Source organism: Bacillus alkalicellulosilyticus, assembly GCF_002019795.1.
Classification (GTDB): Bacteria; Bacillota; Bacilli; order Bacillales; family Bacillaceae_F; genus Bacillus_AO; species Bacillus_AO alkalicellulosilyticum.
Genome location: NZ_KV917382.1, coordinates 53,482 through 79,273 on the forward strand (window position 1 = coordinate 53,482; position 25,792 = coordinate 79,273).

Below are 25,792 nucleotides of genomic sequence, written 5' to 3' on the forward strand. Positions count from 1 at the left end.
AACAAATGGCTCAACTTATTGCAATGAAAAATAAAGCTGCCAGTGCCATTAATGGAGATGTAAGTTCTGACGGTTTAAGTGCTATGTTGGGTGACGATGGTGACCTACAAAGCATGTTAATAAAGTCTATTAAAAAAGGCGAAAAATTAAAAGGTTCTACAGAAGAATGGGTAGCACAAACATCTAACCGAGCAAGAGAACTGTTGTCTGGAATCGGTAAGAAAAAACAGCGTAGTGCTAAGGATCAATTTATCGCTTGGGTTAAACAAACAATTAACACGGAATCGACACTCAATGTGCTTCTTAAAAAAGCAGATAGTATTTCTGCAAACATTGAAAAAGGGAAGATTAATGGATTCCATTTTAATAATGGTGTCTTAGAAATCGACCTCATTGAAGCATTCGGCTTTGATATGGTAGCAGACGGAGCGGTGTTGTCTCACCTGGTGAGTTGTGAGAGAAAACCAGCAAGTACAACTTCATCATATCAACTGTCAATTTTTGATGTAGAACCTGCAGATAAAAAAGCAAATAAAACAAAAAAATCACAAACTCCTGTTCAAGGACAACTTGTGATGAGTTTATTTTAAAAAATAATGAGGAGGTCGTTAAAATGGAAGTTATCATTTTTATCATCATCTACTTTCTAGTAGAACAATATTTCAGAGAAAGAAACCAGGCTTTCGCGTGTCAACAATCAAGACAGGTATTCTTTGAATATGCTGAATCTTTGGAGGTAGTAGATTGTAGTCAAACAGAAGAAGTTCATCCTTCTTCTGTCCTACAAGGATCCGAAGAAGCTGAAATAAAAGAACCAATTGTTTCACAATTAGATGATGAGTCTCTTGAACTTTTAGATAAGTTAATAGTTGAGTTTAGTGATGATTTTGTCGAAGACGAAAATGAGTATGTATATGTTCCGGACGAAGAAGATTGCCTTTCTATTCATGATTTTGAACAGGATGTACAATCTGAACCGATTGAGGAAACCTATGTAAACTATTCAACAGCTCGAATAGCTGATGAAGTAGATGGACATCAACAATGGACTGCAAAGGTTATTGGTATTGAAGGAGAATATCTCCATATTTCAGATGGGTCAAGAATATGGGTTAAAGTAGGGAAACGAAAGGCTTCAAAACTTACTATTGATTCAACCATTAACCTTGAAATTGAAAGGTTTGGAAACGACATTACAGTGAATTGTTTACACCTTCTTGAACAACCAGTTACTTCTGATTATTCAATTCCAGATGAAATTTATAATGGAGTTTCTGAAAGTAGAATTGCTGTTTAAATGCAATGAAAAGTAATGAGTGCGATTTTTTATCGCCTCTTACTCCAAGAGTAAAAATAGATTTTTTACTTTTGGAGTAAGAATTATAAACAAAAAAATAAGGAGTTGGTATCAACGCGGGACTTTTCGACTAAATTTTATTGAATTTAACATAAAAGTTTTAATTTCTAAAAAAAACTTGTCGTTTGTCGACTGTTTTCGACAAAGTTTTCAAAAAACTTATAGTAATATATACGCATTGTTAAATTCTTTACAACTTTCTATGACGATATAATTAGTCATAAAGACACAAATAAAGAGTGGAGAGTGCGCCTGGAATCATGATAAAAATAATTATTAAGAGATATAAAGAGGTGGTCTAAATGCTATTCAAAGAAGAAGGAATAAATAATTTCATTACCGAACTAAAAGAAGACAAAATGAACGTTGAAAGAATTAATTTCACTTATAACAATCAAAATCAAAGTTATACGCTTATAACTTGTGATGGCGTACCAGGTATTGCACAAGAAGCTGATTATTATGAAAATCTAGGTGAGAACCTTATTTATTCCGATATGAGTTGGTTGCAACCCATTTGCAAAGCCTTTAAGTGTAAGATACAAGCTAATGTAAAAGTTTTAGCCGATGGTTCTCTTGACCACGAACATATTACGGTAGAAGCTAATTTGATGGTACCAAAGAATGTTGGGCCAAACATTCATGGATTTTTATATCCGCGATTTAGAACCTTTGTAAAGTTTTACCCCTTAGTAAAGGAGATTAAGTTTAGTCTTACTTCTAAAGATTTTAACTCGCAGATATGCAACATCTTTTTCACTTTAGAGTTTGATGCCAAAAAAGTAAATGCAATCCTCAGGGACCAAGGAAATGTCAATCAAGGAGTGCTTGAGCAATGGTTAAATCGAGCTGAACGTTGTTTATTACTTACAAGGGATAAGGCTGCACATGGAGATTTAAAGCGTTCAGTACATTCTTTTGAAGTTATAAATGGGAAAGCCAATGCAAAATCCGTCTCAGTAAATTGCCATTTTAAAAATAATGATACAATGGATGATAGTCAATGATGAGTCGCACGTTGAAAGTAAGTACGTTACTTATCCTACTAATGATATTACTCCTTTGGTTACCAGACATAACAGTGTATGCAAATGAACAACCACTCCCGTTTTTACCACAACAAGACAACACTTCTGAGAATAAAGGTTTTAATGAAACCGTAACAAATATGACAAATTCAGTTAATGATAATGCTCCACTTATTTCCAATGTAGTGTTTACAATCCTTGCAATTATGTTTTTAATTGGAATTGCAAAAATGGCATATGCATTAGTAACGAAAACAGGAATGATACTCAAAGCATCCACTGGTACTCTTATAGGCATCCCCGTTTTCATAGTATTATTTAGACTTTTCTTCATCATTGCATTTACAACAACGGGCCAAGGTATTGAAGGATTAGCTACCGATGTGATGTTGTTGTTGATACAAATAGGTTTTTATACTTCAATGGGTATGATATTGATTGGATTGCTTATGAAACTATTTCATAAATTTCTTAACCACCCTGAGTATGCAAGGTGGAGTAAGAGATTGTTAATTGGTTCCATAACACTAGCGCTATTAACTGCTATAATGCCAGCAGTCGTAAGAGGTATTTAGTAGGTTAGGAAGGAGATGTATGTAATGTTAAAGCTAGTAATTGATAATTCCCATACAAAGGATAAACAGACACAACCTCTGCCGACGTGTAGATTAAGTTGTGAGCTGTTTGACCCAATTACAGAGCAATGTGGTATTAACTATAATATTTCTCCCGATGACCCTTTGTTTACAGCGCGTTGCGGAGATTTAATTTATAAGGATGACTCAGCTGCTATATCCCTTAATGATGATATGCTATTAAATACAGATGAAACAAACATGGATTTCTTTGAAGAGGACCTAGAGTTTGATTCTAATGATGAAACACTCTTTATGGATTATAACGGTCATGCTTTTGACGCTATAAAATCAACGTATCCCAACAAACCAGATTTTCCAGCGCAAAGAGACGATGCTTTGTGGTACATATCTCCTAACGGTGATTTTGGATGTTGGATTATTAATCAAAAAAGGAACTTTATGACTGTTCCAAGTAATAATTCACCGAAAGAGGGCTGGGTTAAGAATGTATACCAGTCTCCTTACCCTCTTCACGACCATAAATCATCATTGCCTTTAGCTTCACGAATGGCTTGGTATGTTGATGAAGACGGGTATGGTCAATACGTTCTACTGTCAAATGGTAAAATCTCGTTGATATCTTCACCAAAACCTTACAGTTGGTAATAGATTAAGTCTTTTGGTGTTGATAAGCCATTGGTAGAGTTGGTATAATGAATATAACCAGTTAATAAAAATTTTATAAAAAGGGACAAAGCCCAAACAGAAAAAGGTATTAAACACCTTTTTTCTTGTTTGGGCTTTTTTTATTTGAGGAGAGAGAAATGAATAATATTTTGGTCATTGATGAACAAAGTAATTATCGTGATGGTGTTAAGAATTTGCTTGAAATTAGTTTTAGTAATTGTGTAGTTGATACATACAGTTCAGTGTCAGAGTTTGAATCTACAGAGTTGGATATAACTCCCGATATAGTAATAATCGATCCTTCCAATAGTTTAAATAACTATCAACCAACAATTAATAAGTTTATAGAATGGGGAGTTAAAGTTGTCCTTTTAACATTAGAGTCTGAAAAGGAGAAACATTGGCAGTTTGTGTTGAAGGATGTGCAGGGCTATTTAGTTAAGGACATGAGTACACCCGAACTACTAACAAACCTGAAAGACATATCTAATGGTAATCGCCGTATTCACCCGACCGTCGCTAACGTTTTCCTTGAAAGGTTCCAAGAGAGTTTGCAAGCAAACCAACGTTTTTTAAACGAAAAACATGATATGTGACCTTCAATAAATAATATTTCACTTGCAAATAGTGTAATATGTGTTATATTAATAATAAATTAATGTACTGAAGGGAGTTTTTTAAATGAAGACAATTGCTATTTTTGGAGGAGACCAAGAGTCCACTTACAAACAAATCGGTAAAAAGTATGGTTGCAAAGTCTTGTTCCATAACGGGAAATCTCGAAACGGCGGCAATAAGCGGGAGTTTAAAAATATCATTCGAAAAGCTGATATCGTTGTTTGTCTTTATGGAGCATTAGGTCATGTTTCCCAAGATTGTGTTAAGGAAGTCTGTAAAAAGTTAAATAAGGACCTATTGTTTCATGGACAGGGAGCCAGCGGGGCAATAGCAAAGGGGTTAGAAGGTATTGAGAGACGTACTGAGAAAGTGGCATAACCATCAAGGTAGGTGATGATAAGTGGGGAAATACTTATTTTTAGCTGAAAAACCCTCCCAAGCTAAACAGTTGGCCAAACCTTTTAAACACGCCAGCAAGGGGAGTTATATAGAAATAGAACCCTGTTCTTATTTACCAAATGGAGCGTTTGTTGTTCATGCTGTTGGACATTTATGCGAGTTAGCACAACCGTCAGATTATAACCCTAAATGGAAAGATTGGTCTCTATCCGACCTACCACTAGCACCACCTAATCTTGAATTTAAACTAAAAGTATCTCCTTCAGGAAGAAATCAATTTTCAGTAATAAAACGGTTAGTATTGGATAAATCCGTATCAACAATAATTCATGCATGTGATCCGGCTCGAGAAGGACAAAGCATTGGTGATCATATTTTGAACCTAATTGGCAATAAAAAACCGGTAAAAAGACTATGGACCACAAGCTTAACTAAAGATGCTGTACTTAAATCACTTGCACAACTTAAAGATAACGCCTTTTTTCTCCCTCTTTACCATGAAAGTATTGCAAGGCAGCGTAGTGATTGGATTATGGGATTAAGTATGACACGCTTAATGACTTTGTTATTACAAGAAAAAGGTGTTCATTCTTTATTTACCGTAGGGCGTGTTCAAACTTCATTACTATCAATTATTTATGAAAGAGAGAAGAGTATTAGTCGTTTTGTTAGCAAACCATACTGGGATATTGAAGCTACATTTAAAATCGGAAATTCAAAGTTTACTGGGAAATGGTTTAAGCCAGATGAAGAACATATTTTTGAAAGAGGACAAGCTCAACTTCTTGCAGAGTATTGTAAACAAAAAGAAGCTTACGTGTATTCTTTAGATTCCGAAAAGCAGATAGTGAAACCACCTCAGTTTTATAATCTAACAGACTTACAAATTGAAGGAAATAAAAAGCTAGGGTTATCACCTATGAAGGTTCTTGAGATTGCCCAGAATCTTTACGAACAAGGGCTTATCAGTTATCCACGTTCTCAACCTAAACATGTAACACCAAACGAGGCAGCGTTATTTCCAGTAATATTAGATAACTTACGTGAAATGTCAGAATATAAAGAAATACTATCACAACCGATACGTGACATCTCTAATGATAAGCGCTACATTGATGAATCGAAGGTAGATGACCATCACGCCATTATTTTGACGGAACAACCGGTGAAATTATCCACTCTCACTAAGCACGAACAAATCATTTATGATTTAGTAGCTAGGTCTATGATAGCAGCGCACCTTCCTGATGCCGTCTTTAACAACACGGACCTGGTAACCGTTGTAGATAATAAGTTTTCATTTATCACCAAGGCCTCACTTGAAGTGGAAAAAGGTTGGCAAGTTATTAAAGATACAAATTCAAGAGAAGGGAAAAATCAGCTAGGATATACACTTCCTAACATAGCCAAAGGTGATAAAGGTCATGTCTCCCAAACTCAGTTAGATGAGGGAAAGACAACCCCTCCAGTTAGATTTACGCAGGGTCACTTGGTTAAAGTAATGGAAAACGCCTCATCCTATATACCCGCTAATGAAAAAGAGGGTCTTACAAAAAAGGAGCTCTCACTCGGTACTGTGGCAACCAGAGCAAATATAGTTAATCAGCTTTTAAAACAAGGATACTTGCGAATTGAAAAAAATAAGGTCTACATGGAAACTAAAGGTAATCTGTTAATAGACGCTCTTGGTCCAGAGTCATTTTTAACATCTCCTATTACAACAGGAAAAATGGAACAATATCTTGAGCAAATAGGTAATGGCAAAGCCGATTATAGCAAATTTGTAGCTCGCATATTAGAACTTACAAAACAACACGTGGCAAAAACCATTGACGAATCTAAACACTGGGACTTTTCGCAACATATAGTTGAAATGCAAAAGCAAATTGAAGTTGGAGTATGCTTCCTATGTGGCAGTCCTGTCATTGACAAAGGGCATTCATACACTTGCTCGTCCTATCAAAGTTCTGCTTGCACTTTTTCGATATCCAAGAAATTTAAAAATAAAGAGTTAACTAAGCATCAGGTCAGTGAATTATTAAAAAAACGTACAACACCGCTAATAAAAGGGATACAAAAAAGCAACAAGGAAGGGACTTACGATGCTTTTCTTGTTTGGAATGATGATGAAGGACGCTGTAAGGTGAGTTTCGAAGGTGTACCTCTGAAACAACCTAAAGGTAAATAATCATAAGAATAGAAAGAGAGGGTGATGACCAGATGCTATTACAGCAAACACAAGGTTTCAGGAAGCAATTTGAAATGAGAGTTGATGATGAAGTACTTCTATTAAATGACATTCAACATGGAGAAATTACTTTACCACGATATACAAGAGGCACCATCGTCTCACTCTACAATCAGTTCAAAGCAATGATTTGGTTTGATAATGTACTTGAAAACGGTTCTGTTTCATTGGAAGGAAACCAACTACTTAATGGGTTGGCTCTGGAATTAGATAGAGAACACTTTGCAATTGCATATGTTCCTAAAGCTTTTGTTCATGCCATAATTTCTGAGGAAAAAGCAAAATTTATACCTTATTTTTCTGATGACCCTAATAAAAAGGTTGAATTGAATATAAGAAGGTTAAGTAAGAATGGTTCAGAAAACCTATCAGGTTACTATTTTGAAGACCTCCTTCAAATAATTAGTTTTAACTTCAAACAATGGGCAATGCATCATTTAGCAGACAACCGTATATCCCAACCATACCATTCGAATAGCGTTATCCAATTTCTTGATAATAAGCAAGAACTAGAATGGATTTTTGCAACGGTAACTGGAGTTTACTATGAATTTTACCAAAATTACGAATTGAATATAAGGGGAGAAACAATAAATGAATAACGAAAAGTTAATAGATTTAACCATTGAACGTTTCAGCACTTCGGATATATATACTAGGAATCGCGAAATTATATTTTTACAAAATGTACAAAAGGATTCCATTGGTCCAGGTAACTTAAATCACTTAGGAGTCTTATTAATGAGTCTCCAAAATTACGGATATGAAGGGACAGCAACAACAAGGATTCTTTATCCTAGTGTTTATTCATTCTTAGATGAAGTTAAGTCAAAATATGAAAAATCTAACAGAACACTCTTATATTCTTTTATTCAGATATTGAAGCAATATATTACTGAGTATGAACAGACCAAGGTAATTCAAAAAGTAGGTTAAAATAAATGATTACCAAAGGGAGTGAGTAAAGTGAATTCAGCACTACTACACAACGGGAAGGTGATAACAGCTAGAGAGTATCATGCAACTGAACACGGTACCAGAATTTCTTGTATTGATAAAGGGTGTAATGTACCAGTTATATTTGTTCCGGCAAGCGAGTCTGTTGGTCCTCATTTTAAAACAACAGGAAAAGGAGATTCCAAGCACCATTCTACTTGTGGGTTTTATAAACCTTTAAGTTTTATAGAGTCTGCCAAGAAAATAGAAGAATACCAAGAAGACTTCCTAGATAGGGGTATTCAAGAGAATGTATTAAGAATAAACCTAAGTAAAATAGATCCAGATTATCAAGAAAAGGAGAGAGAGACCACAGAGCGGGAAAAGAAAATAACTGACCCCAACGAGGTAAAGGTCAAACAAGATAATAATAATACACCGAAAAGTATAAGTTCACTTAAATCCATTGTAAAATTGTTAAGTTCCTACGAGCCTGATGTGTTAAGTTCTATACTCGTCAATATAAGAGGAAAGAAAATACCAATCTCTTCTATTATTGTAGACCAAGTAAAAGCTCACGAAATCCTTTGGACTGATAAAATCGTGGACCAGATAGGGTATTTTGTTTATGGTACCGTGGAAAACGTACTCCGAAGAGAAAAGGTATGGTATATCAATTATAAAATCGTAGATAACACCATGTTCTCACTTGTGTTATTTGATAAGTACTTTAAACACTTTTCATATTCAGACGAACAATTGGTTGGAAAGACTATTTTAGCATGGGGCCAACTTAAGAAAAATACGTTCAATGACAAAAACACAACTGAAATGTCTATAAAATCTGACCGATATATAGAATTTTTAAAATGATAACTATGGGAGAAATAAATGAGTAGTAATATCGAAATCAAGTATCCTTCAGGGCATAATCCAGCAGTAAATAAAATACTAAACTACAGCAATAATATGCCATTCTTAAAGTTGTATTTTGAAAATTACCTCACTTCAAAATCTAGAGTAGTTTTTCAAACTTACCCTCAATATTTAAAGGAATTACAAAAAGAATTATTACACTCTAATTCCTTTATAGAAAAGGCATTATATCGCTTGGTAACTCAACTAGTAGAAAATATAATTTGGGAGGAGGAAGAGAATACCGATGACTAACATTCTTTTAAAATACTACACAAGCCTCTCTTTCGGTACTCAATACGTTTCATTCTTGGTCATGATTGTATTTTTAATTTTCTCAAGATTATCTAGTGAGAGTTCAAGTGAAAATCCTTTATATTATTTCCTATTTCTCACTATAGTTACACTAAATTTACCAGTAGTAAAACTTCAAATACATTCAGAAAGATGTCAGTACTTTACTTATAACAAAAAGGAAATGGTGGAGGATATATTATGAAATCAACAGGTATTGTTAGAAGGGTAGATGAATTAGGTAGAGTGGTTATTCCAGTGGAAGTAAGAAGAACTTTAGATATAAATCATAAAGATTCTATTGAAATGTTCGTAGACCATAACAATATTGTACTGAAGAAATACGTAGCTTCTTCATCTTGTATACTTTGTGATGAGGCTGGTGATACCGTTGGATTTAAAGGTAAACAAATATGTAGAAGTTGTTCTAAAGAATTAAGCTTGACTCCAGTAACTGTTTAATTCAACTAATTGAACGTTACGTAACTTTATAAATTAATAACTAGTCGGATTATTATAAAAAAGGAGTCAACTCTAATGGATGAAAAACATACTAAATATGGTTTTTTGAAATCTTACGAATACCCTATAAAGGGTATTCATCCCAATACATTTAAAATGCATCAAATTAAGCTTAATAATGAAGAGACAGAATTTCTCTATAATCAACTTAAAGAGTTTAGACGTAACAAGAGGGAATGCATAGGGTACGGTGACGAAAATTGAAAGTGTTTTTAAAGTTCATTTTAATCCCTCTTCAACTATCATCTATTACTGCTCTTTTAGCATATGCTATCTATTGTTTTTATCATATTGGTTTTGGTGGGAGGGTTATCATACCTGATTGGTACTATATAGGCAATGATGGTTCAGAACAACCTTTCCCAGTACATGAGGTTATTCACTATTGGTTAATTAAAGGAATAGCTTTTGCATTTTATAGTGGATTAGTAATATTTATAAGCTCTTGTTTTGTTATACTATTAATAAAAGGTACGAGGGAAAATTGCAACTAAACAACATGATAGGTGACCTAAAATGATAAAATATATGTTTGATAGCGTCGGCTTTTTTATGGCTGAAGATATATCAACTCTCGAAAAAAAAATCAACGATGATTTTAGAGTAAAAGAACTTGGAGCAAAAATAAAAGATGTAAAAGTAAATACCCCTTTAGATGAAAATGGTAATATATATTTCTTTATAGCTACAGTTGTCTTTGAAATGGAAAAATAGTATTTTGAGTAGTGACGTCATTAACTATGCCCTTATAGGAGGTTAGTAATGGAGAGGGAAATAGAACAATTCGATGGTATTAAATTGGATAGTCGAGGTTTTTACAATCGTGATTATATCGTTTCAACGAAACTTAATACTTTATTGAATTTTAAACATTGGGTTTGTTATGCAAATTACGATGGGGAAGAAAATAAAGATAAATGTATAAGAATGAGTGAAAAGATACCAGGAATAACTCTGTTCAATGAACCACTTAAGAAATATATGAGGAAAAAAGAAATAGAAAAAACCTTTAAGATTAAGTTAACTCCTGGTGACAGGACTAATTTAGACTTTCTAGTTGGATTTTATAATGTCGAGTCTTTTGGGTTTGCTGGCATATTTAATGTAGCAGCTGTTATAAAGGATAAGCACCATCAAATAAGGGTGGAACAACCGGAAATTTGGAAACAAGTTTATAAACTGGTTGAATAACGACTTCATCTGAGGAAACTCAAATGAAGTCGTTTTATTATTTCAATTTAACAAGAACCTGTTTACCTGAAGCTTTTTTAAGTGCTTTTTTTAATCGTTGTTTTTGATTATTAGATACTTCTTTGGCCACTGAAAACACCTCTCATATCTAGATATTGAATATCACAATTATTACCCATTATATTTTCTTTTATACTTCTACTTCCTTTGTTCCAATCATATACTTTACCAAATTACTAGATTGCCCAATGACCCTGAACTATTAAAAAAAGAGTACGTCTTATAGAGAGGAGATTGGAATGGGAACTTTTAAACCATCACTAGGAACCCAAACAGGAACAAACAAAAAGCCATTTATTACAGAAGTGGTACGGAAGAAAGAAAATGATAGAAAACCCTCAACTACTCCAAAGGAAAAAACACAGACCATACAAAGGAAAATTCGGAGTGATAAAAAGAAAGATATTAAAATTCCCCTTACTCTTACGCAGAAACAATTGTTGAAGAAAATTGCAAGGAAAAATCGGACAACTGTTACTCAAGCTTGTACAAAACTAGTTGAAGAAGGATTAACGTTTTTTGAGACCTTTCCAGAAGTTGATTATGAAAATTCAACTTTGACCGTACATGCAAAGTTATCCAATTTTTATTCAGAACAGCTATTTCTTTACGAACTCGAATGGGATATGAGTTCTCGGAAAGCAGCTCACCGAATATTAACGTATGTAATGGAGAGAAATTACAATGACTATGAATAAATACAGTAAGCTAAACCTAATCGAAGAAGAAATGCAGTATTATGATGGTCGGAAGAAAATGATTTTAGAAAAAGTACTATACACCCTTTCAAGAACCACGTATGTATCTATTACACCTAAAATAAAAAAAGATTTATTTATAAGGTCAATTGCTTTTTGTAAGGACATTGAACGATTAACCGATGAGTTATTTGACCAAGGTAAGTTAATGAATATACTACTTAGTGATTTTGTTAAGGAACTTAGTAGAAATAAGGGATCTTTGCCAGCTTATCACTATCTTATGGAGCGAACTGAGAAATCACTTAAAATCGATCATTATTCTCAGTCATCATTCCAAACTTCCACAAAGGGGAGAATTCAAAAACTTCCTTTACATGTAGAAGTACTTCGTGAAGAAGTATTACGATTAGAATGGTTTCTATATGACCTTGAAGATTCTGTACCAGGTCATAACCTAACTGTAGAGCTTATTCTGGAGATATTATATAGTGATTTTATTTTATCTGTTAAACGCGAGGGCATGGAGAAGGCAGTAGACGCTATTATAAAAATAATTGAAAATTAACGCTTCTCCCTATACAATCCATAATCTTATAATAAACCTTTTGAATAAAATTAATAAAGCTTGATTAAAAGTCCTGTATGGTATGCAGGATTTTTTTATTCCTCAATCGGTCCATATAATGGAATGAAGGGATTGCTCAATATTAAAATATTTGAAATAATGGGTATTGAAATATGGCTTTAAATAAACTATATAGTGGGTGCATTTATGAATTTTACAATCACATTGAATGAACAAGTAAAACTAGAGTTGGAGAAACTTTGGGAAAAGGAATTTAAAAAAAAAGAAATAAACTTACCTTTTAAAAAAACTCCTACTTCCTTTGAAAACCATCAAGCAATGATAAATTTTATTAATGAAGAGTTTCCTCTATGGTCGAAAATACTTGAAGACTCACAACTTTCAAATCTGACAAACAAGATAAATCAAGCTGTAAATCATAGTACAAACCCTCACCAAGCCACAAGTAACATTAGAGAGCTATTTAATCTCCTTGTTAATCTCTCAATTCAGAAGGAGATTATCTATTCAAAATCACCAGAAGGGAAACTTATTACCAAGCTAGATACAACAGAAGCAAAAGGGTTTCATAAGTACATAACTAATAAACCATATAGTACTCGTAATTCAAACCTCGACAGTAAATTAATTTATGGTACATTTCTAGCAATACTTTTTGAAAAAGGGTTTGTAAAAAAGAATGATATTCAAGAATTATTAAAATCACCGGAAGATATTTTTAATGATTATCAAACGGATTATGAAGAAGCAATCAATGTTTTAAAGAAAAAAAAGAACGAGTTAGAGGAGCAAATAGGAACATTACAAAATTTCATTTTAGACATCGAAGAAAAGACAAGTAATGATATTAGTAGTCTAAATAAAGAATGGAAAAAAGAAGTTTCAGATTTAGTAAGTGAAAAGAAATCTTACATCGAAACTTTGGAAGCGCAGTATTCAGAAAAACTGAAATTAAGCGGACCAACACAATATTGGAATGAGCTTTCAAAAACATATAAGAAGCAGGGGATCATTTGGTCTATAATTTCTCTAATCATTGGCATAGGTCTAGGATTTATTATTTGGGGATTATCTTTACATTTAAACCTCTCTGACACAACAGACGTAACAAACACACTTCAAAAATACTTAATTGTTGCGGTTGCTACTTCAATTGGTTTTTATCTCTTAAGTCAAGGAGTTAAAATCACAATGAGTCGTTTCCATCTTTCGACAGATTATGAAGAAAGAGCTCAACTAACTAACGTTTATCTTGCATTAATTAAAGCAGAAGAAAATTACCCTACTGAAGAAAAGCAGATTATTTTACAATCTATTTTTAGTAGATCAGAAAGTGGTTTAATAAAAGGGGATTCAGGTCCAGTAATGCCTAATAATATCTTGTCGCAACTACTTAGAAATACAAGATAGTGGTTAGCAGGTATCTCTTCCCTCTTACATAATAATCAACCTTTTTTATAAAAACCAAACTTAAATCTGATAAAGAAGAATCCATTTTAATCAATCTTTTTTCAAAAAGGATTCTTCTTATTTATTGTAAAATAAGGGTTTGCGAGGAGTTTTTGCTCAAATTTTATTTCAAAAGCTACATTCAATCTATACAAAAAAAATCTTGCCACCCTCTCGCATAAACAAAATTTCTAGCAGCTTCTTTCCAAATAAGAGTCGCACAATCAGTTGAACAAGCTCGCTCTATACCTAAATTTAGAGTTGAGTCATTTAAAGTGTAATAGAACTCTTTTTCTTTGGAGGATACCCTAATACCGCACCATTCACATTTACAAGACCAATTACGTTCGCTTGAAAAACTTTTTTGTCTATATTGAGGGTATGGTAAGCCATATTTGTCCTCACCATGTTCTGGAAAAGATAAATGAGTTTGACTAGATATAAAAGTATAAAATTCCTGTTTTATATTTTCTTTTTTTATCCATTCGTCCATTTCGGACATTTGATAAAATTTCATTACCTTTTCAAGATATGGTAATATTTCATCTTTAGTAAAGATTATGCCTTGATTATCAGACAAAGCATAAAGTTGTTCTGCTTCGCCATTTTCTCTTTCATCTACTATAACTTCTGTAGGAAAAAAAGATAGAAATCTTCTTTTTTGTAAATTCATATTCCCCATTCGTCTCACTCCTTTTGTCTTTTGCTTTAAAAAGAACCAAGATTCTGTTCAAAACCTGTGTTCATCCTATTATTAATTGTCACATTATTACTAACATTTTTAAATGGAATTAATTATATCTGAGTTTTTCCACTTATGAGCTGCATTGTTTTTCCTTGCTAGATGTCTCTCCAAATAAATCATTGTAGTTTCTATTTTTTTATGACCAAGAGTCTGCATAATACGGTAAATATCAACACCCAATTCAGCACTTGTAATAGCAAATGCATGACGGAAATGGTGCGGTCCAATGGGGGATGTACGATGCTTTACTACTGGTAAGTCTGTATTATTTATTACTTTGGTAAGATAGTTCGATAAATACTTGAAAGTATAGGGTTTTTGTTTAGCAGTTGTAAAAATATAAGATTCATCATTGTCTGCTATAACTGTATCTAAACCTCTCCGTCTTCTAAAAGCAACGATTGAATTAAAAACAGGTGGATGAATCAATACTTCCCTTTCTTCATTTCCTTTCCCTATCACTTTTAGCCAATATTCTCCTTTATCATAAGATAGGTCGCAGATTCGCGCATTACAAATCTCTCGGATACGACACCCTGTTGTGGCTAATACTAATATAAGAGCATAAACAATTGGATGACCTTTAAAATACTCCATGAGTTGTATTACTTCCACAGAATTAAGGTCTTTGTTTGCTCTATCCCGTCTATGAATGTTGCTACTTAAGAATGTTTCATGGATCGGCTCATTTAGATATTGGCATTGGAATAGGAACTGGATAAATGATTTAATAATTACAATTTTTCTTGCTATGGTTGACACAGAATATGGTTTTCCACCTTTGCCGTTAGGGACAACCTTTAACCATTCTTGAAATTTACGGATATTTTTTCTTTCTAGGCTTTTCAGTAAATTATTTATATTTCTTCTTTCGTTTTTCACTCCGAATCTTTCATGGTTCTCTAACATTTGCGAATAGAACCATAATAACTCTCTAAAATACTCCCGCTTCGTATTTTCCATTCTGTTCTTTCTTTTATCCATATCTTTTTCTTTATGGACATAATAATAAATCATTTCTAGGTCATTAAATATTAGATAATTGTTCTCATCTAATATATCTTTCATTTTTATGTAGTATTCTTCATTAAGCATTCTATTAATAAGTGCATACCTATGAGTTTTATTAATTTCGTCCTTTTCTATTAATGAAATTGGTTTTACTCTTGTATATATTACCCCATTATCATTATGTTCCATATCTATAACCTCCACTTGTGTATAACTATATAGATAAAGATTAATAATTAATAGTTTATATTATTTAATTAAATGTTACTAGAAAAATACTCTATTTGTCTATTTACTATTTTTATATATATATTTAATAATTAAATAGTAGCAATCGACATTTAACCATGTAGAAAGTTTATCTCATTTACATACTATATTTTGTATTACGTAGTGGACTAAATACTGCGCAGCGAATAATTTCGTTTATGGAAGAATGTACTATATAAAATGTTTTTATTTATCGGAGGTAGGTGTTCAACAATCGGGCTAGATTGTTGAGGAAGTATTAAAAAACAAAGTGGCTATTTGTGGTAAAGTAGGGTATAGCAGATGATGCTGGAATGAAAAATCAGATAATAAATTTAGCTGCAAAAGGGGTAATATTAGGTAATTTGTAGCGTAAGACCTTTTTTATATAAAAAAGGAAAGTTCAGAACTGAAATTTTTTAGTAAAGGAAAATATAGGAGTGGTAGAATGGATGCTATGCAAGCAAGTATTACTATGAAAAGAATATTAGAAGATACGAATAGAATTAAGAACAATACCATATGCACTTTAATTGATGGTGATTGGGGAATAGGTAAAACACATCTCATTAAAAATTATTTTGAACAAGATGAGCAGTACGAAGTAATATACGTTTCTGCATTTGGTAAGAATGCAGTCAAAGAAATTGAAAATACTCTCCTAATTAACTTAATACCTGGATTTAAGGATGTCAAAGATTTTGGTGGATTTTCAAAACTACTTGGTAACTTTGCAAAAGATATTGTTGATAAATTTGCTGGAGTGAATATTGAAAATTACTTAAATTCATTTTCAATAGAAGACATTAAGAATCATAAAAAAGATAGTAATAAGAAAATAATATGTTTTGATGACATAGAAAGGAAATCTGATTCAATTAATATGAAAGATATGCTTGGTCTTATTGAAAGAGCGTCAATAAATTTCGATGTTGTATTAATTGCAAATACAATGAAATTTGGAGAGGAAGACTTAAATATATTTAATTCATATAGGGAAAAGGTGGTTGACCATGTTATTAAAATTAATAAGTTAAATAGAGACATATTAAAGGACATTTTAGATGGTGGAGGTGAACTGAATAAAGATGAAATAATTGATATATATCTTGAAAATATACTAGCATTTGGAACGTCTTCAGTATACAAAAGTTATGTTGCTGATAAGATGTATAATTTGAGAATATTTTTGAAGTATTTCGAGATGATTTTACGTGCAAAAGAAAATATTGGGGTTAAAAATATTGATATAGAGCTTTTAAGAATGTGTAAAGCAGTTGTATATGATTATTATTTCCAAACAGATTCCAAGGAAAATAAACAAATGAATTTTGATAAATTCAACATTTACAATGATTTAAAGAGAATTTTGTTATTTGAAAATATCTCAAATGATTCCTTTAAATCGTACAAGAACCAAATTTCAGAAATAAGACAAGATATCAAGACTTTGTATAACTTGTATCGTTTGAATGATGAAGAATTTGGATTTCTTATTAACAAAATTGATGCAAAAATTAGGAGAAATGAATTGGATTATTTTATTGACCAAACAAGTACAATTTCTCTCGCAAGCGCATTAGAAGAAAATAAAATACTCGATGCAAAAAGATATAAAGAATTATTAAGGATTGCAATTGAAATTTATGCACCTAAAGAAAATGCCACTTATGTCCCGTTTAAGAATACCGTATGGAATAATGTTGACATGTACGGTAATGAAATAGAATGTAACAAAAAAGTTAAGTTGTTTATTGAAGAATTGAATAATAGTTGTAAAGAAAAATACAATAGCTTTATGAATGAAAAAATCAATGATTGTATGCGATTGAAAGATTATGATCAATTATTAAAGTTGCTTAAATGTGATGATATTAATGAGCTTTCACAGTTTGAGGTAATATTTGATTACTATTTTTCTAAACTAGAACATCGACATTCTCAAGAAAACCAAGAAAAAATTGAAAAGCTTATTCATGTAACTAAAAATAGTTTGATAGGAAATTTCTTTGTGGAACGTATCAACAAGGAAGACTCCTTTACTAACAAAAAAAAATTTCAGCATTTTGAATACATCTTGGAAATGAAAATGTATCATGAATCTCAAATGGAGCATCAAATAGAAAATCAGATGAATTATCCAGAGATTTGATTTTTTAATATACAAATTATTTGATGTTGCATACAACCATATTATTAATAAATTTCAAAAACCTTGCACCTTTCTCTATTAAAGAGTGCGATTTCCTTTATGTTCAGGTCAATATTGAGTATTACACGTCGGAGAATAGCTATTTATGTTAATAGGAACTATACTAATTTCAAAATAACATATTTGATATAGAGAAAATTGAAGTGGGGGTTGTTGTTGTCTATATGAATTATAGGAAGTTAGAATTGTTTATATTATTGGCTAATGATGAAAAATTGCCCGCCCCCTAATTTTAAAACAATTCTTAATGATGAACTACCATATGTGAGGGAAGTTTTTTTAAATTGGGCAAACGTTTTTGTAGATAGAGATGGAAAATTAATACGTGAACTTCAAACTACTTTTAATTCAAGTTTCTGGGAACTTTATCTTTTCAGCGTTCTTAAACATTTAAATCTTGAAGTGGATTTTACGAAAAATAGACCTGACTTTATTTTGAAGGGAAATGACCCTTTTTGTATTGAGGCAACAATAGCAAGCCATCCGAACCGTGGGCAAGCAGAATGGGATAGAAGATATACTGAAGAGGAAATGAAAAATTGACCAAAAGAAAAAGTTGTTGATAACTCAACTCTAAGATTGGCGAATGCTTTTATTTCAAAATCGAAGCATTACAAAAACTCCTATTCAAAACTAGACTATGTTAAGGACTTACCATTTGTAATAGCAATAGCCCCATTTGATTCTCCATACTTTTTTTGCAGAACCATCAGGCGATCCGTAGAGTTTTATATGGTTTCGATCGAATAATTGCTATTGATTGGAATGAATTAGAAAGAGAAGTTATTAATGAGGTTAACTTGACGGATATTAACAAAGAGAATGGTGCAAAAGTACCATTAGGATACTTTAATAATGATGAACACTCCCACGTTAGTGCAGTTATATTTAGTACAGTGGCAACAGCAGGTAAAGCTAGAATGGTTAGTAATGACCCGAGATTAATTATTTCTAGTAACAAAAGGTACAATGACTACGGAACGCAACCAATATTCGAGATTTTAGAAAAGCAAGAAGCGAATGAACATTTTTTGGATGGGCTGGTTGTGTTTCATAATCCAAACGCTATAAAACCTTTTCGTGTTGAACAATTTTATCATCCAATCATTTCGCACGTTTCCAATGATATTTCTGATATACCACATAGAACCTTATTTCAGCGAGAAGTAATAGTAATAAGGAATTCACACAGCTGGTCGAAAAAAAGGAAAAGACAAAAGGGAGAGGAAATTAAGAAATTTTTGTTTAAAAACATAGAGGAAAATGAGTTCCCTGTATTGTATAATTAGATGATAATTACCTATTAAAGAGTATTTTCCTTTAAGGAAAATACTTAGTAACCAAAGTGTAAATATCCATGTAAATAACTATCTTCAATAATCGGGCACGATTATTGAAGAAGCATCACTTTTCTTCCTCAACGAGTGCTATGTTTGTTGAATAAGAGCAACTAATAACTAAAAGTTTGTTGCACAGCATTCCTGTAGTGCGTTAATTTGGACTTTGAAAAAAATAGAGCTCCTCAGTAAGATAAGAGTATAGATACCACTCTAAAACTCAAATCTAAGGAGGAGCTCTTATATGAAGTTTAAAATGCAAGACAAACAAAATCAACTAATTGAAAGGATTTCCGATAAACATCTCGTTGTTGGTGTGGATATTGCCCAACAAACGCATGTAGCACGAGCTGTAAATTATCGTGGTATTGTCGTCGGTGACCCTCTCACTTTTGAAAATAACGAGAATGGTTTCGCTAGGTTAATAGAATGGATTAATCATTTAAAACTTTTAAAAGGATTGAAGACTGAAATAGTAGGGATGGAACCTACTGGACATTACTGGTTGAGTCTATCTAAATGGCTATATGGTCAGGATATTGATGTAGTTACCGTTAATCCTCACCATGTGAAAAGAAACAAAGAAAATCGTGATAATACCCAATCTAAAAGTGATAAAAAGGATGCCCTTGTGATTGCAGATATGGTCAAGAATGGGTATTACTCCTTTATACGACCCAATTCTGAAGCTTTTGAAAAGCTCCGAGTACTAATGGCTAACCGAGATGTAATCGTCAAACGCCTCACCAGTTCTATTAACCAAATAAATCGTTGGGTAGATATTGTCTTCCCTGAACTTCGAGAAGTATTTAAAGATGTAAAAGCTAAGGGGGCAATCGCAACACTTCGGTTATTTCCTACACCTTCAGAACTATGTTCCATGAAAGCTCATGATATTGTGGAAGGTTGGAAAACAGTGATGAAACGTCACGCAGGACTTAAAAAAGCACAATCGCTAATTGATTTAGCCAAAAGTTCTGTTGGTAGTAAACAAGCTCATGAAGCCTATAAGCTGCACTTGGAACATTTACTTGAAGAATTTGATTTAGCAAAAATCCAACTCGAAAGAGTAGAAAAAGAAGTCACTTCCGTACTTGACCAAATTACTTTCGCTAAAAAAGTACTTGCCATTGAGGGAATTAGTGAAATTTCATTGGCGGGTATTTTAGGAGAATCTGGTGATTTAAGTGGCTTCGCGCATGGTAATTCTCTATTACGGCATGCGGGTTTGCATCTGGTAGAAGCAAGCTCAGGTAAATGGAAAGGACAAATTGTAGTCTCTAAACGTGGGAGATCTCGACTAAGGCGCTTTTTATTTTTAACGACATTAAGTCTTGTGAGCAATAACTCTGATTTCAAGCAGATTCATTTTAATAATGTTAACGTCAAAAAGATGAAAAAAATGAAATCTATCATGAAACTCGTAGGAAAACTAGCAAGAATATTGGTGGCAATAGCTAAAAGTAATGAACCATATTGTTCTCAGAAAGTACAACCATTAGTACCTATAGCAGCTTAATTCTAATCGTAAGCTAAGTATGGCTTTAAAGTAATTAAAAGCAGTTTAATAATTCTTGAATGTTGGCTTATTCGTAGGATTACAGAGAAAGCACGGAGTACTGGAATCCGTTGTACCTAAGGGCACAGACCCGTTTGCGCAGCAAAACCGGCCTCCACCCCTTGGATAGGCATGACGAAGGAATGAGAGGGCAAAAGACCCGTTGAGACATGGGAGGGATAGCCTCCAGGGGCGGCGTGGAGAATGCGTGCAGTATATCATGGAAATAAATGGAGTTAATGTTGACTCCTCTATTCCCGCATGCCTTCATGTAGCCTTTATTATCAAAACTCATTCCATTCATCCGTCATTGTTCTTAGAAGTGGTCTGAAATCCTGCGAATAAGCGAGCATTTGTGAGTAAATAGAATCTAACTGAGGGAGTACAACGATACTGTTAATTGCATCAAGACGACCACTGAAAAGGTGTTCGCATAGTATGCATATTAATCAAGTCATTTAGTAAAAAATACCCTTATGATGAAGTAAAGTCGGGGGTGTTTTCTGTGCTATATACAACAATAGTTATAGTTGTTCTTTTAATTTTTTTGTGGTTCATGCCTAAACATATAAAGAGACGTGATATGTATATCATTTGGATTAGTTTCTCTTTTCTTGAGATTGTGGTTGATTACTATTTGGGGCATACGTTGGAGTTATATCATTTTGCTGAAGAAGCTGAAAAGCTTAGTCTAGAAGCATTTACCACTAAACTTTTTATGTCACCTCTATTTGCAATTCCTTTTTTGAATTTTATGCCTAATAAATTTTCTCCTTTCATACCTTATTGGTTATTGTGGGCAGCCTTTGCTACTTTCTTTGAATGGACAACCGTACACACTGGTTATTTAACCTATACAGGTTGGAAATTGTGGTATTCAGCTATATTTTATACATTTATCTTTCCAATAGTTAGGTGGCATTATTATTACATTAAGCACTAGTAAAAAATTACCTAAAACTATTGGAGATTACAAGAAACAAGCAGAGCTGTTAGGTGTTTCAATGCAAGAAATACAAACATTATGGGGGTTTCATTCATATTTTTGGGGTTCAGAGGAGTAATCTTAGTTTTTATATTTACTTAGAAAGCTCTGTCTGATAGTCTACTACTAAAAGACCAAATACACTTTTGAGTGTAAGGGAGAAAATTATGTCTACTCATAGCCAATATATTAAAACTAAAGAAGTTGCAGAGATATTAAAAGTAACAGTTGCAACAGTCTATAAGTATGTTAAAGAGAAAAAGTTAAAACCAGTGTATGAAGATTCTTGGCAAATAGACGAAACCTTATTATTTCGTCCAGAAGATGTTGAGCAACTTAAGGAGGAACTCACAAAGCCAGGATATACAACAGGAGATGTAGCAAAAGAGTTAGGTATTCATCCGACAACGGTAGCGATATATATAAAAAAAGGCATACTAAAAGCTGAAAAGCAAAAATACCAAGGTAGAGAACTCTATTTTATTTCAGAGGTAGAATTAAAAAACTTTAAAGATAGAACTAAAAAAACAAGGTCTGATAGTAAACAGTTCTATACTAGAGACTTAACATATTTTCTGTTCCAGTCTTATCATAATGATAGTACTCATGATTTCGGGAGAATAGTAGAGGTAAATGATAATGATTGTACCCTAGTAACCCTTACAGGAAAAGAGATTCAGTTATCTCAAGATTCAACCCATGGTTTTAAGAGTCAATACAAGCTTATTGATAAGCCCTATAATACAAAAAAAGGGTATGTAAAATTTTTATTTCCTAAACCATTAAACATTTCTCATGCCATTTATGAAACGATAGAGCAATTATTAGTAGCAGCTGGACCACAAAACTGTAAACTAACTCAAACAGAAGACAGTATCCTATTTGAAATCAAACCTACTTTCATTGAAATAAATGACGTAGATTTATTCACAAGGATGAGTACTATATTAAAGCATGGTGTAAAAGAGGGTGAAGTTTTTATAAGGCACGATGGTATCTTCTTAAAAGGAAATTTGGTCCCTTTAACTATCCATGTACCCAAGAACTTTAAAGAACAATTAAAGAAGAATGCACATAAAGCGGATATGACACTTGAGGAATATGGATACACCCTTATGAAAGAGAGGCTAGATATTAAAAGTGATGAATAATTGCAAAACAACCAAATGCAATATTTTTTCATATAATAAAACATGACAAAATTACCAAAGAAATGTATTATAGTAGTATCAATTTAATTACTGGCCTAACGCCCATAATGAATTCGACCCTTCAAGGGGTCTTATCCATTATGGGCTTTTTGTCTTTAAAGGGATTCTAACTATATAAATAGTGAAATGGAGGTTTTATTCCGGTGTTACACAGTGAGAAACAGATTGAAGAAAAGAAAAAGATAGATAAGATAGAATCCATCCTTAACCACCAGGTAGAAGGGGAGGCTTTTATCCTTACTCCGTCAAGAGAATGGAAACAGATTGTTCTTAAGCACTTCAATCAAGTTCATAGGGGAGAGTTAGGAATCAAAGAACTATTAACAATTTTAAAAGAAAAGGGTGTTCGATTCTCTCAAAAAGACAGTTTAGTTGAGTACCCCGTTAAATAATGTCTTACATACATTGCTAAGGTTAGTAAAAAAGATAATCCATTTCAAAGGGAGTGTATAAATGAATAAATCTAAAGTATTTTTCTTATCATTTACCATGTTAGTAGTTGTTGCTTGCCAACCCGTTGAAAAACTTCCTCACCATCGAGAAGAACCAGTCCTCCTTAAAGAAGAAATAACAGTGGATGTTTCAGCTGAATTTCATGAACGCGAAAAAATTGAAAAAGAAAGCTTGGTTACATCGTCTGATATAAAGTCAGACTTGGACAAAGGAAACTGGCTTATAGGTACTGTTGAAAGGGTTATAGATGGCGACACAGTTATAGTAAATGACTTAGACTTTTCCTTATTGAAAGATGAAAAAATCTCATCTCGTTTAGCATCAATGGATAATTCTGTTCGTGTTCGATTTTTAGCAATTGATACCCCGGAATACACTGATGAAGTTGAATTGTTTGGTAAAGAAAGTACGGAATTTGTGAAGGATTTGGTAGAGGGACAAGCTATCTATTTAGAGATAGACCCAAAGGCTGATTTTGACCGTTTTGACAGATCATTAGCCCATGTATTTACCGAGAATGGAACTAATGTACAAGAGGCTCTTTTAGCTAATGGTTTGGCAAGGGTAGCTTACCTTTTTGATGAATATAAATATGTTGACCTGTATTTAAAAGCTCAAGAAAGAGCAATGACAAATAAATTAAATGTTCATTCCATAGATGGTTATGTAACAGATAAAGGATTTGATATGAGTGTCATTCCCAGAGATGAAGCCAGCTTATCAGACATTAGTGTAACTGGATTGACCATAGAGGATGTTATTAGACTTTTAAAAAAAGTAAACGACCACGGAATGCCACGGCGTTCAGATATACCACCCTTTCTTAGATTTAATAGATAAAGAGCTTAAGTGAGTTTTGTTCATGTAATAAATGATATTGAAATTGGTTTTACTACTATAGAAGCAGAAGTAATCCCTAAAATTCTGCTAGTATTAAAAAAGCAATGTAATTGTTTAGGAAAAGGAAGAGGTATTTTGTAGTTAATTTCAAATTTGTTCAGTGAGCGGAGTACATTTGGCTAACCATTCAGTAGTACTTTAGGGTTTGGTCAATAACAAAGGCTGCCCAGCTTTAGTACTAACCACCCGTTGTAAAGGGTGGTTTTGATGTGAGACTTTATAGACAGCCCTATACGCTCCGCTTCGTGGTTGACAAAACCTATGAAACTTTCGAGAAAAAGACTGGAAAGATTTGATTCAGCAAAATTTCTAAACGATAGAAAATTATTAATTATTCATATAGTACGTTAAAAGTCCCAAACACTATTTTGTTTAAACCATGTATAACCACAATTTAATAACTCTATGATTTCTTTTTTGTTTTTTCCCTTAACAATAAAAGAAGCGATTCGATCGTTCAAACTACCTACTTGATTGAAAAACTCTCCCTCTTTAGCATGATAATCTAAACATTCAATAAAGGACGGCTTACTTTTAGGATAAGAAACAAGCTTATAACCTAAAGGTGCAATAAGCAAGGAACCAGTGTAATTTAAAGGCTCATTTGAAAAATAACCTTGAGGTGTATCAGGATTTACTTGTAATTGAATCCAATATTTCAATAAATTAATTCCAAAAGCTGCTTCAAGCTGATCATTTATTTTCCCTCCAGCTGTCCTTGATGCCACTTCACATAAGATTAACTCCCCGTCATTCCTTAAGAATACTTCTGTATGTAATGTTGTTACTTGAGGTATAGGCATACTTTGTATTAATAGGTTGTTAAATTCAATTAATTTATTGAAAACTGGATCCTGTTTATCTAGTATGTAACTACCTGCAAAGTAAGCCCCATCTTTAAATTCTAAATTATCATTGATGTACTTTGATGGCCATTGAAATAAAATTGAACCGTGCTTAATTAATGCATCAATATGATACATCTCTCCCTCTATAAACTCTTCGACAATATATTTATCATTTTTTGACATTTCTAATTGAGATAAATCGTGATGAGAGGATATGACTTCTATTCCTTCCCCACCGGCACCCAATCTTGGCTTTATTACTATTGGGAATCCATTGGTATGAATAAAATGACGTAAGTCTTCTTTAGTGTTAACGTCTGAAAAACAGCTGATATTTATATTATTTTTTTTAGCATGCTCTTTCATGAAGAATTTATCTCTAAAAGTAAGTGCACTATCTAAAGATTGCCCTTCAATATGAAGTTGTTCACGAAGCATGGCTGCACGAATGAGATCATATTCATATGGAGCTATTAAACGGTCAAAATTGTACTGTTGATGCAAAAGAGTGGCTCTTTTTACAACTGAATCATTAGTTATATAATTTGTGAAATACTCTATATGAGTGTAAAAGTCTTTATGTTTTTCATAGAAATCTTTGAAATTTTCTGAAGTAAGTAATACAATTTCTTCATTAATGTTTCGTAGCCATTCATGGTAATTAGCATTTTTTTCCGTATAGCCACTCAAAATTAATATTGCCATTCATATACC

Annotated in this window: 30 protein-coding genes; 27 read left to right on the forward strand and 3 right to left on the reverse strand. The window is 32.8% G+C overall.

From position 1 onward, the window contains the following. The first annotated feature begins 5 nt into the window (after nt 1–5). The 19 genes from BK585_RS24945 (at nt 6) to BK585_RS22995 (ending at nt 13,530) form a co-directional block, all read left to right on the forward strand. Nucleotides 6–590: a hypothetical protein gene (locus tag BK585_RS24945; RefSeq protein ID WP_078557087.1), complete on the forward strand. Its 585-nt coding sequence runs from the start codon at nt 6–8 to the stop codon at nt 588–590. A gap of 23 nt (nt 591–613) precedes the next feature. Beyond that, the gene (locus BK585_RS22900) at nt 614–1,297 is read left to right on the forward strand and encodes a hypothetical protein (RefSeq protein ID WP_078557088.1); all 684 of its coding nucleotides are present in this window, start codon (nt 614–616) and stop codon (nt 1,295–1,297) included. Between the two features lie 362 nt (nt 1,298–1,659). After that, complete coding sequence (locus BK585_RS22905) at nt 1,660–2,364, forward strand: hypothetical protein (RefSeq protein ID WP_078557089.1); 705 nt, start codon at nt 1,660–1,662, stop codon at nt 2,362–2,364. Continuing rightward, entirely contained in the window at nt 2,361–2,960 is a 600-nt protein-coding gene (locus tag BK585_RS22910) for a hypothetical protein (RefSeq protein ID WP_078557090.1), read from the forward strand. Before BK585_RS22905 ends, BK585_RS22910 begins: the two co-directional genes overlap by 4 nt. Nucleotides 2,961–2,984: 24 nt before the next feature. Beyond that, the gene (locus BK585_RS22915; RefSeq protein ID WP_078557091.1) at nt 2,985–3,629 is read left to right on the forward strand and encodes a hypothetical protein; all 645 of its coding nucleotides are present in this window, start codon (nt 2,985–2,987) and stop codon (nt 3,627–3,629) included. 158 nt (nt 3,630–3,787) lie between these two features. Next, entirely contained in the window at nt 3,788–4,246 is a 459-nt protein-coding gene (locus BK585_RS22920) for a response regulator (RefSeq protein ID WP_078557093.1), read from the forward strand. Nucleotides 4,247–4,331: 85 nt separating this feature from the next. Beyond that, nucleotides 4,332–4,646, forward strand: coding sequence for a DUF2325 domain-containing protein (locus BK585_RS22925; RefSeq protein WP_078557095.1), 315 nt, complete (start codon nt 4,332–4,334; stop codon nt 4,644–4,646). Nucleotides 4,647–4,668: 22 nt separating this feature from the next. Beyond that, nucleotides 4,669–6,855 (forward strand): type IA DNA topoisomerase, encoded by a 2,187-nt coding sequence (locus BK585_RS22930; protein WP_078557097.1) that lies wholly within the window; start codon nt 4,669–4,671, stop codon nt 6,853–6,855. Nucleotides 6,856–6,887: 32 nt separating this feature from the next. Then, entirely contained in the window at nt 6,888–7,517 is a 630-nt protein-coding gene (locus BK585_RS22935; RefSeq protein ID WP_078557099.1) for a hypothetical protein, read from the forward strand. Next, nucleotides 7,510–7,851 (forward strand): hypothetical protein, encoded by a 342-nt coding sequence (locus BK585_RS22940; RefSeq protein WP_078557101.1) that lies wholly within the window; start codon nt 7,510–7,512, stop codon nt 7,849–7,851. The genes BK585_RS22935 and BK585_RS22940 overlap by 8 nt, the downstream gene beginning before the upstream one ends. A 30-nt stretch (nt 7,852–7,881) precedes the next feature. Further along, on the forward strand, nt 7,882–8,724 hold the full coding sequence (locus tag BK585_RS22945; RefSeq protein ID WP_078557103.1) for a hypothetical protein: 843 nt from the start codon (nt 7,882–7,884) through the stop codon (nt 8,722–8,724). A gap of 18 nt (nt 8,725–8,742) precedes the next feature. Further along, the gene (locus BK585_RS22950) at nt 8,743–9,021 is read left to right on the forward strand and encodes a hypothetical protein (protein WP_078557105.1); all 279 of its coding nucleotides are present in this window, start codon (nt 8,743–8,745) and stop codon (nt 9,019–9,021) included. 237 nt (nt 9,022–9,258) lie between these two features. Next, entirely contained in the window at nt 9,259–9,522 is a 264-nt protein-coding gene (locus tag BK585_RS22960; protein ID WP_281248963.1) for an AbrB/MazE/SpoVT family DNA-binding domain-containing protein, read from the forward strand. A 75-nt stretch (nt 9,523–9,597) separates the two neighbouring features. Beyond that, nucleotides 9,598–9,786 carry a hypothetical protein gene (locus BK585_RS22965; RefSeq protein ID WP_078557111.1) on the forward strand — a complete coding sequence of 63 codons (189 nt, stop codon included), beginning with the start codon at nt 9,598–9,600 and terminating at the stop codon, nt 9,784–9,786. 312 nt (nt 9,787–10,098) lie between these two features. Beyond that, nucleotides 10,099–10,296 carry a DUF2536 family protein gene (locus BK585_RS22975; RefSeq protein ID WP_078557113.1) on the forward strand — a complete coding sequence of 66 codons (198 nt, stop codon included), beginning with the start codon at nt 10,099–10,101 and terminating at the stop codon, nt 10,294–10,296. A gap of 48 nt (nt 10,297–10,344) precedes the next feature. Further along, nucleotides 10,345–10,773, forward strand: a complete 429-nt coding sequence (locus BK585_RS22980) for a hypothetical protein (protein WP_078557115.1) — start codon at nt 10,345–10,347, stop codon at nt 10,771–10,773. Between the two features lie 299 nt (nt 10,774–11,072). Further along, nucleotides 11,073–11,531, forward strand: coding sequence for a hypothetical protein (locus BK585_RS22985; RefSeq protein ID WP_078557116.1), 459 nt, complete (start codon nt 11,073–11,075; stop codon nt 11,529–11,531). Then, complete coding sequence (locus tag BK585_RS22990; RefSeq protein WP_078557118.1) at nt 11,518–12,099, forward strand: hypothetical protein; 582 nt, start codon at nt 11,518–11,520, stop codon at nt 12,097–12,099. Before BK585_RS22985 ends, BK585_RS22990 begins: the two co-directional genes overlap by 14 nt. Before the next feature lie 207 nt (nt 12,100–12,306). Further along, the gene (locus tag BK585_RS22995) at nt 12,307–13,530 is read left to right on the forward strand and encodes a DUF6161 domain-containing protein (protein ID WP_078557120.1); all 1,224 of its coding nucleotides are present in this window, start codon (nt 12,307–12,309) and stop codon (nt 13,528–13,530) included. Nucleotides 13,531–13,711: 181 nt separating this feature from the next. Here BK585_RS22995 and BK585_RS23000 read toward each other — a convergent pair whose 3' ends face one another. Both BK585_RS23000 and BK585_RS23005 read right to left on the reverse strand, forming a co-directional pair. Further along, on the reverse strand, nt 13,712–14,251 hold the full coding sequence (locus BK585_RS23000) for a hypothetical protein (protein ID WP_078557122.1): 540 nt from the start codon (nt 14,249–14,251) through the stop codon (nt 13,712–13,714). 99 nt (nt 14,252–14,350) lie between these two features. Beyond that, a complete protein-coding gene (locus tag BK585_RS23005; protein WP_078557124.1) occupies nt 14,351–15,514 on the reverse strand; it encodes a tyrosine-type recombinase/integrase in 1,164 nt (387 codons plus the stop codon). 508 nt (nt 15,515–16,022) lie between these two features. On the opposite strand from BK585_RS23005, the gene BK585_RS23010 reads away from it, so the two are divergent. The 8 genes from BK585_RS23010 to BK585_RS23045 all read left to right on the forward strand — a co-directional run bounded on the left by BK585_RS23010 (nt 16,023) and on the right by BK585_RS23045 (nt 24,170). Next, a complete protein-coding gene (locus BK585_RS23010; RefSeq protein ID WP_078557126.1) occupies nt 16,023–17,726 on the forward strand; it encodes a P-loop NTPase family protein in 1,704 nt (567 codons plus the stop codon). Nucleotides 17,727–18,050: 324 nt separating this feature from the next. Further along, nucleotides 18,051–18,329, forward strand: coding sequence for a hypothetical protein (locus BK585_RS23015; protein WP_139367698.1), 279 nt, complete (start codon nt 18,051–18,053; stop codon nt 18,327–18,329). A 257-nt stretch (nt 18,330–18,586) separates the two neighbouring features. After that, the gene (locus tag BK585_RS23020; RefSeq protein ID WP_078557129.1) at nt 18,587–19,075 is read left to right on the forward strand and encodes a hypothetical protein; all 489 of its coding nucleotides are present in this window, start codon (nt 18,587–18,589) and stop codon (nt 19,073–19,075) included. Nucleotides 19,076–19,367: 292 nt separating this feature from the next. Further along, the gene (locus tag BK585_RS23025; protein ID WP_078557131.1) at nt 19,368–20,642 is read left to right on the forward strand and encodes an IS110 family RNA-guided transposase; all 1,275 of its coding nucleotides are present in this window, start codon (nt 19,368–19,370) and stop codon (nt 20,640–20,642) included. 622 nt (nt 20,643–21,264) lie between these two features. Further along, a complete protein-coding gene (locus tag BK585_RS23030; protein WP_170885722.1) occupies nt 21,265–21,624 on the forward strand; it encodes a CBO0543 family protein in 360 nt (119 codons plus the stop codon). 209 nt (nt 21,625–21,833) lie between these two features. After that, nucleotides 21,834–22,817 (forward strand): helix-turn-helix domain-containing protein, encoded by a 984-nt coding sequence (locus BK585_RS23035; RefSeq protein WP_078557135.1) that lies wholly within the window; start codon nt 21,834–21,836, stop codon nt 22,815–22,817. A 203-nt stretch (nt 22,818–23,020) separates the two neighbouring features. Next, nucleotides 23,021–23,269, forward strand: a complete 249-nt coding sequence (locus BK585_RS23040) for a hypothetical protein (protein WP_078557137.1) — start codon at nt 23,021–23,023, stop codon at nt 23,267–23,269. A 61-nt stretch (nt 23,270–23,330) separates the two neighbouring features. Next, nucleotides 23,331–24,170 carry a thermonuclease family protein gene (locus tag BK585_RS23045; protein WP_078557139.1) on the forward strand — a complete coding sequence of 280 codons (840 nt, stop codon included), beginning with the start codon at nt 23,331–23,333 and terminating at the stop codon, nt 24,168–24,170. Nucleotides 24,171–24,577: 407 nt separating this feature from the next. Here the strand turns inward: BK585_RS23045 and BK585_RS23050 are convergent, their stop codons facing one another. Next, nucleotides 24,578–25,783, reverse strand: a complete 1,206-nt coding sequence (locus BK585_RS23050) for an ATP-grasp domain-containing protein (RefSeq protein ID WP_078557141.1) — start codon at nt 25,781–25,783, stop codon at nt 24,578–24,580. Nucleotides 25,784–25,792: the final 9 nt, after the last annotated feature.

What these genes read in the sequence shown, in the direction of transcription:
- BK585_RS24945 (WP_078557087.1), top strand. Translation starts at nt 6, where the DNA reads ATGGCTCAACTTATTGCAATGAAAAATAAAGCTGCCAGTGCCATTAAT.
- BK585_RS22900 (WP_078557088.1), top strand. Translation starts at nt 614, where the DNA reads ATGGAAGTTATCATTTTTATCATCATCTACTTTCTAGTAGAACAATAT.
- BK585_RS22905 (WP_078557089.1), top strand. Translation starts at nt 1,660, where the DNA reads ATGCTATTCAAAGAAGAAGGAATAAATAATTTCATTACCGAACTAAAA.
- BK585_RS22910 (WP_078557090.1), top strand. Translation starts at nt 2,361, where the DNA reads ATGATGAGTCGCACGTTGAAAGTAAGTACGTTACTTATCCTACTAATG.
- BK585_RS22915 (WP_078557091.1), top strand. Translation starts at nt 2,985, where the DNA reads ATGTTAAAGCTAGTAATTGATAATTCCCATACAAAGGATAAACAGACA.
- BK585_RS22920 (WP_078557093.1), top strand. Translation starts at nt 3,788, where the DNA reads ATGAATAATATTTTGGTCATTGATGAACAAAGTAATTATCGTGATGGT.
- BK585_RS22925 (WP_078557095.1), top strand. Translation starts at nt 4,332, where the DNA reads ATGAAGACAATTGCTATTTTTGGAGGAGACCAAGAGTCCACTTACAAA.
- BK585_RS22935 (WP_078557099.1), top strand. Translation starts at nt 6,888, where the DNA reads ATGCTATTACAGCAAACACAAGGTTTCAGGAAGCAATTTGAAATGAGA.
- BK585_RS22940 (WP_078557101.1), top strand. Translation starts at nt 7,510, where the DNA reads ATGAATAACGAAAAGTTAATAGATTTAACCATTGAACGTTTCAGCACT.
- BK585_RS22950 (WP_078557105.1), top strand. Translation starts at nt 8,743, where the DNA reads ATGAGTAGTAATATCGAAATCAAGTATCCTTCAGGGCATAATCCAGCA.
- BK585_RS22965 (WP_078557111.1), top strand. Translation starts at nt 9,598, where the DNA reads ATGGATGAAAAACATACTAAATATGGTTTTTTGAAATCTTACGAATAC.
- BK585_RS22975 (WP_078557113.1), top strand. Translation starts at nt 10,099, where the DNA reads ATGATAAAATATATGTTTGATAGCGTCGGCTTTTTTATGGCTGAAGAT.
- BK585_RS22980 (WP_078557115.1), top strand. Translation starts at nt 10,345, where the DNA reads ATGGAGAGGGAAATAGAACAATTCGATGGTATTAAATTGGATAGTCGA.
- BK585_RS22985 (WP_078557116.1), top strand. Translation starts at nt 11,073, where the DNA reads ATGGGAACTTTTAAACCATCACTAGGAACCCAAACAGGAACAAACAAA.
- BK585_RS22990 (WP_078557118.1), top strand. Translation starts at nt 11,518, where the DNA reads ATGACTATGAATAAATACAGTAAGCTAAACCTAATCGAAGAAGAAATG.
- BK585_RS22995 (WP_078557120.1), top strand. Translation starts at nt 12,307, where the DNA reads ATGAATTTTACAATCACATTGAATGAACAAGTAAAACTAGAGTTGGAG.
- BK585_RS23000 (WP_078557122.1), bottom strand. Translation starts at nt 14,251, where the DNA reads ATGGGGAATATGAATTTACAAAAAAGAAGATTTCTATCTTTTTTTCCT.
- BK585_RS23005 (WP_078557124.1), bottom strand. Translation starts at nt 15,514, where the DNA reads ATGGAACATAATGATAATGGGGTAATATATACAAGAGTAAAACCAATT.
- BK585_RS23010 (WP_078557126.1), top strand. Translation starts at nt 16,023, where the DNA reads ATGGATGCTATGCAAGCAAGTATTACTATGAAAAGAATATTAGAAGAT.
- BK585_RS23025 (WP_078557131.1), top strand. Translation starts at nt 19,368, where the DNA reads ATGAAGTTTAAAATGCAAGACAAACAAAATCAACTAATTGAAAGGATT.
- BK585_RS23030 (WP_170885722.1), top strand. Translation starts at nt 21,265, where the DNA reads ATGTATATCATTTGGATTAGTTTCTCTTTTCTTGAGATTGTGGTTGAT.
- BK585_RS23035 (WP_078557135.1), top strand. Translation starts at nt 21,834, where the DNA reads ATGTCTACTCATAGCCAATATATTAAAACTAAAGAAGTTGCAGAGATA.
- BK585_RS23045 (WP_078557139.1), top strand. Translation starts at nt 23,331, where the DNA reads ATGAATAAATCTAAAGTATTTTTCTTATCATTTACCATGTTAGTAGTT.
- BK585_RS23050 (WP_078557141.1), bottom strand. Translation starts at nt 25,783, where the DNA reads ATGGCAATATTAATTTTGAGTGGCTATACGGAAAAAAATGCTAATTAC.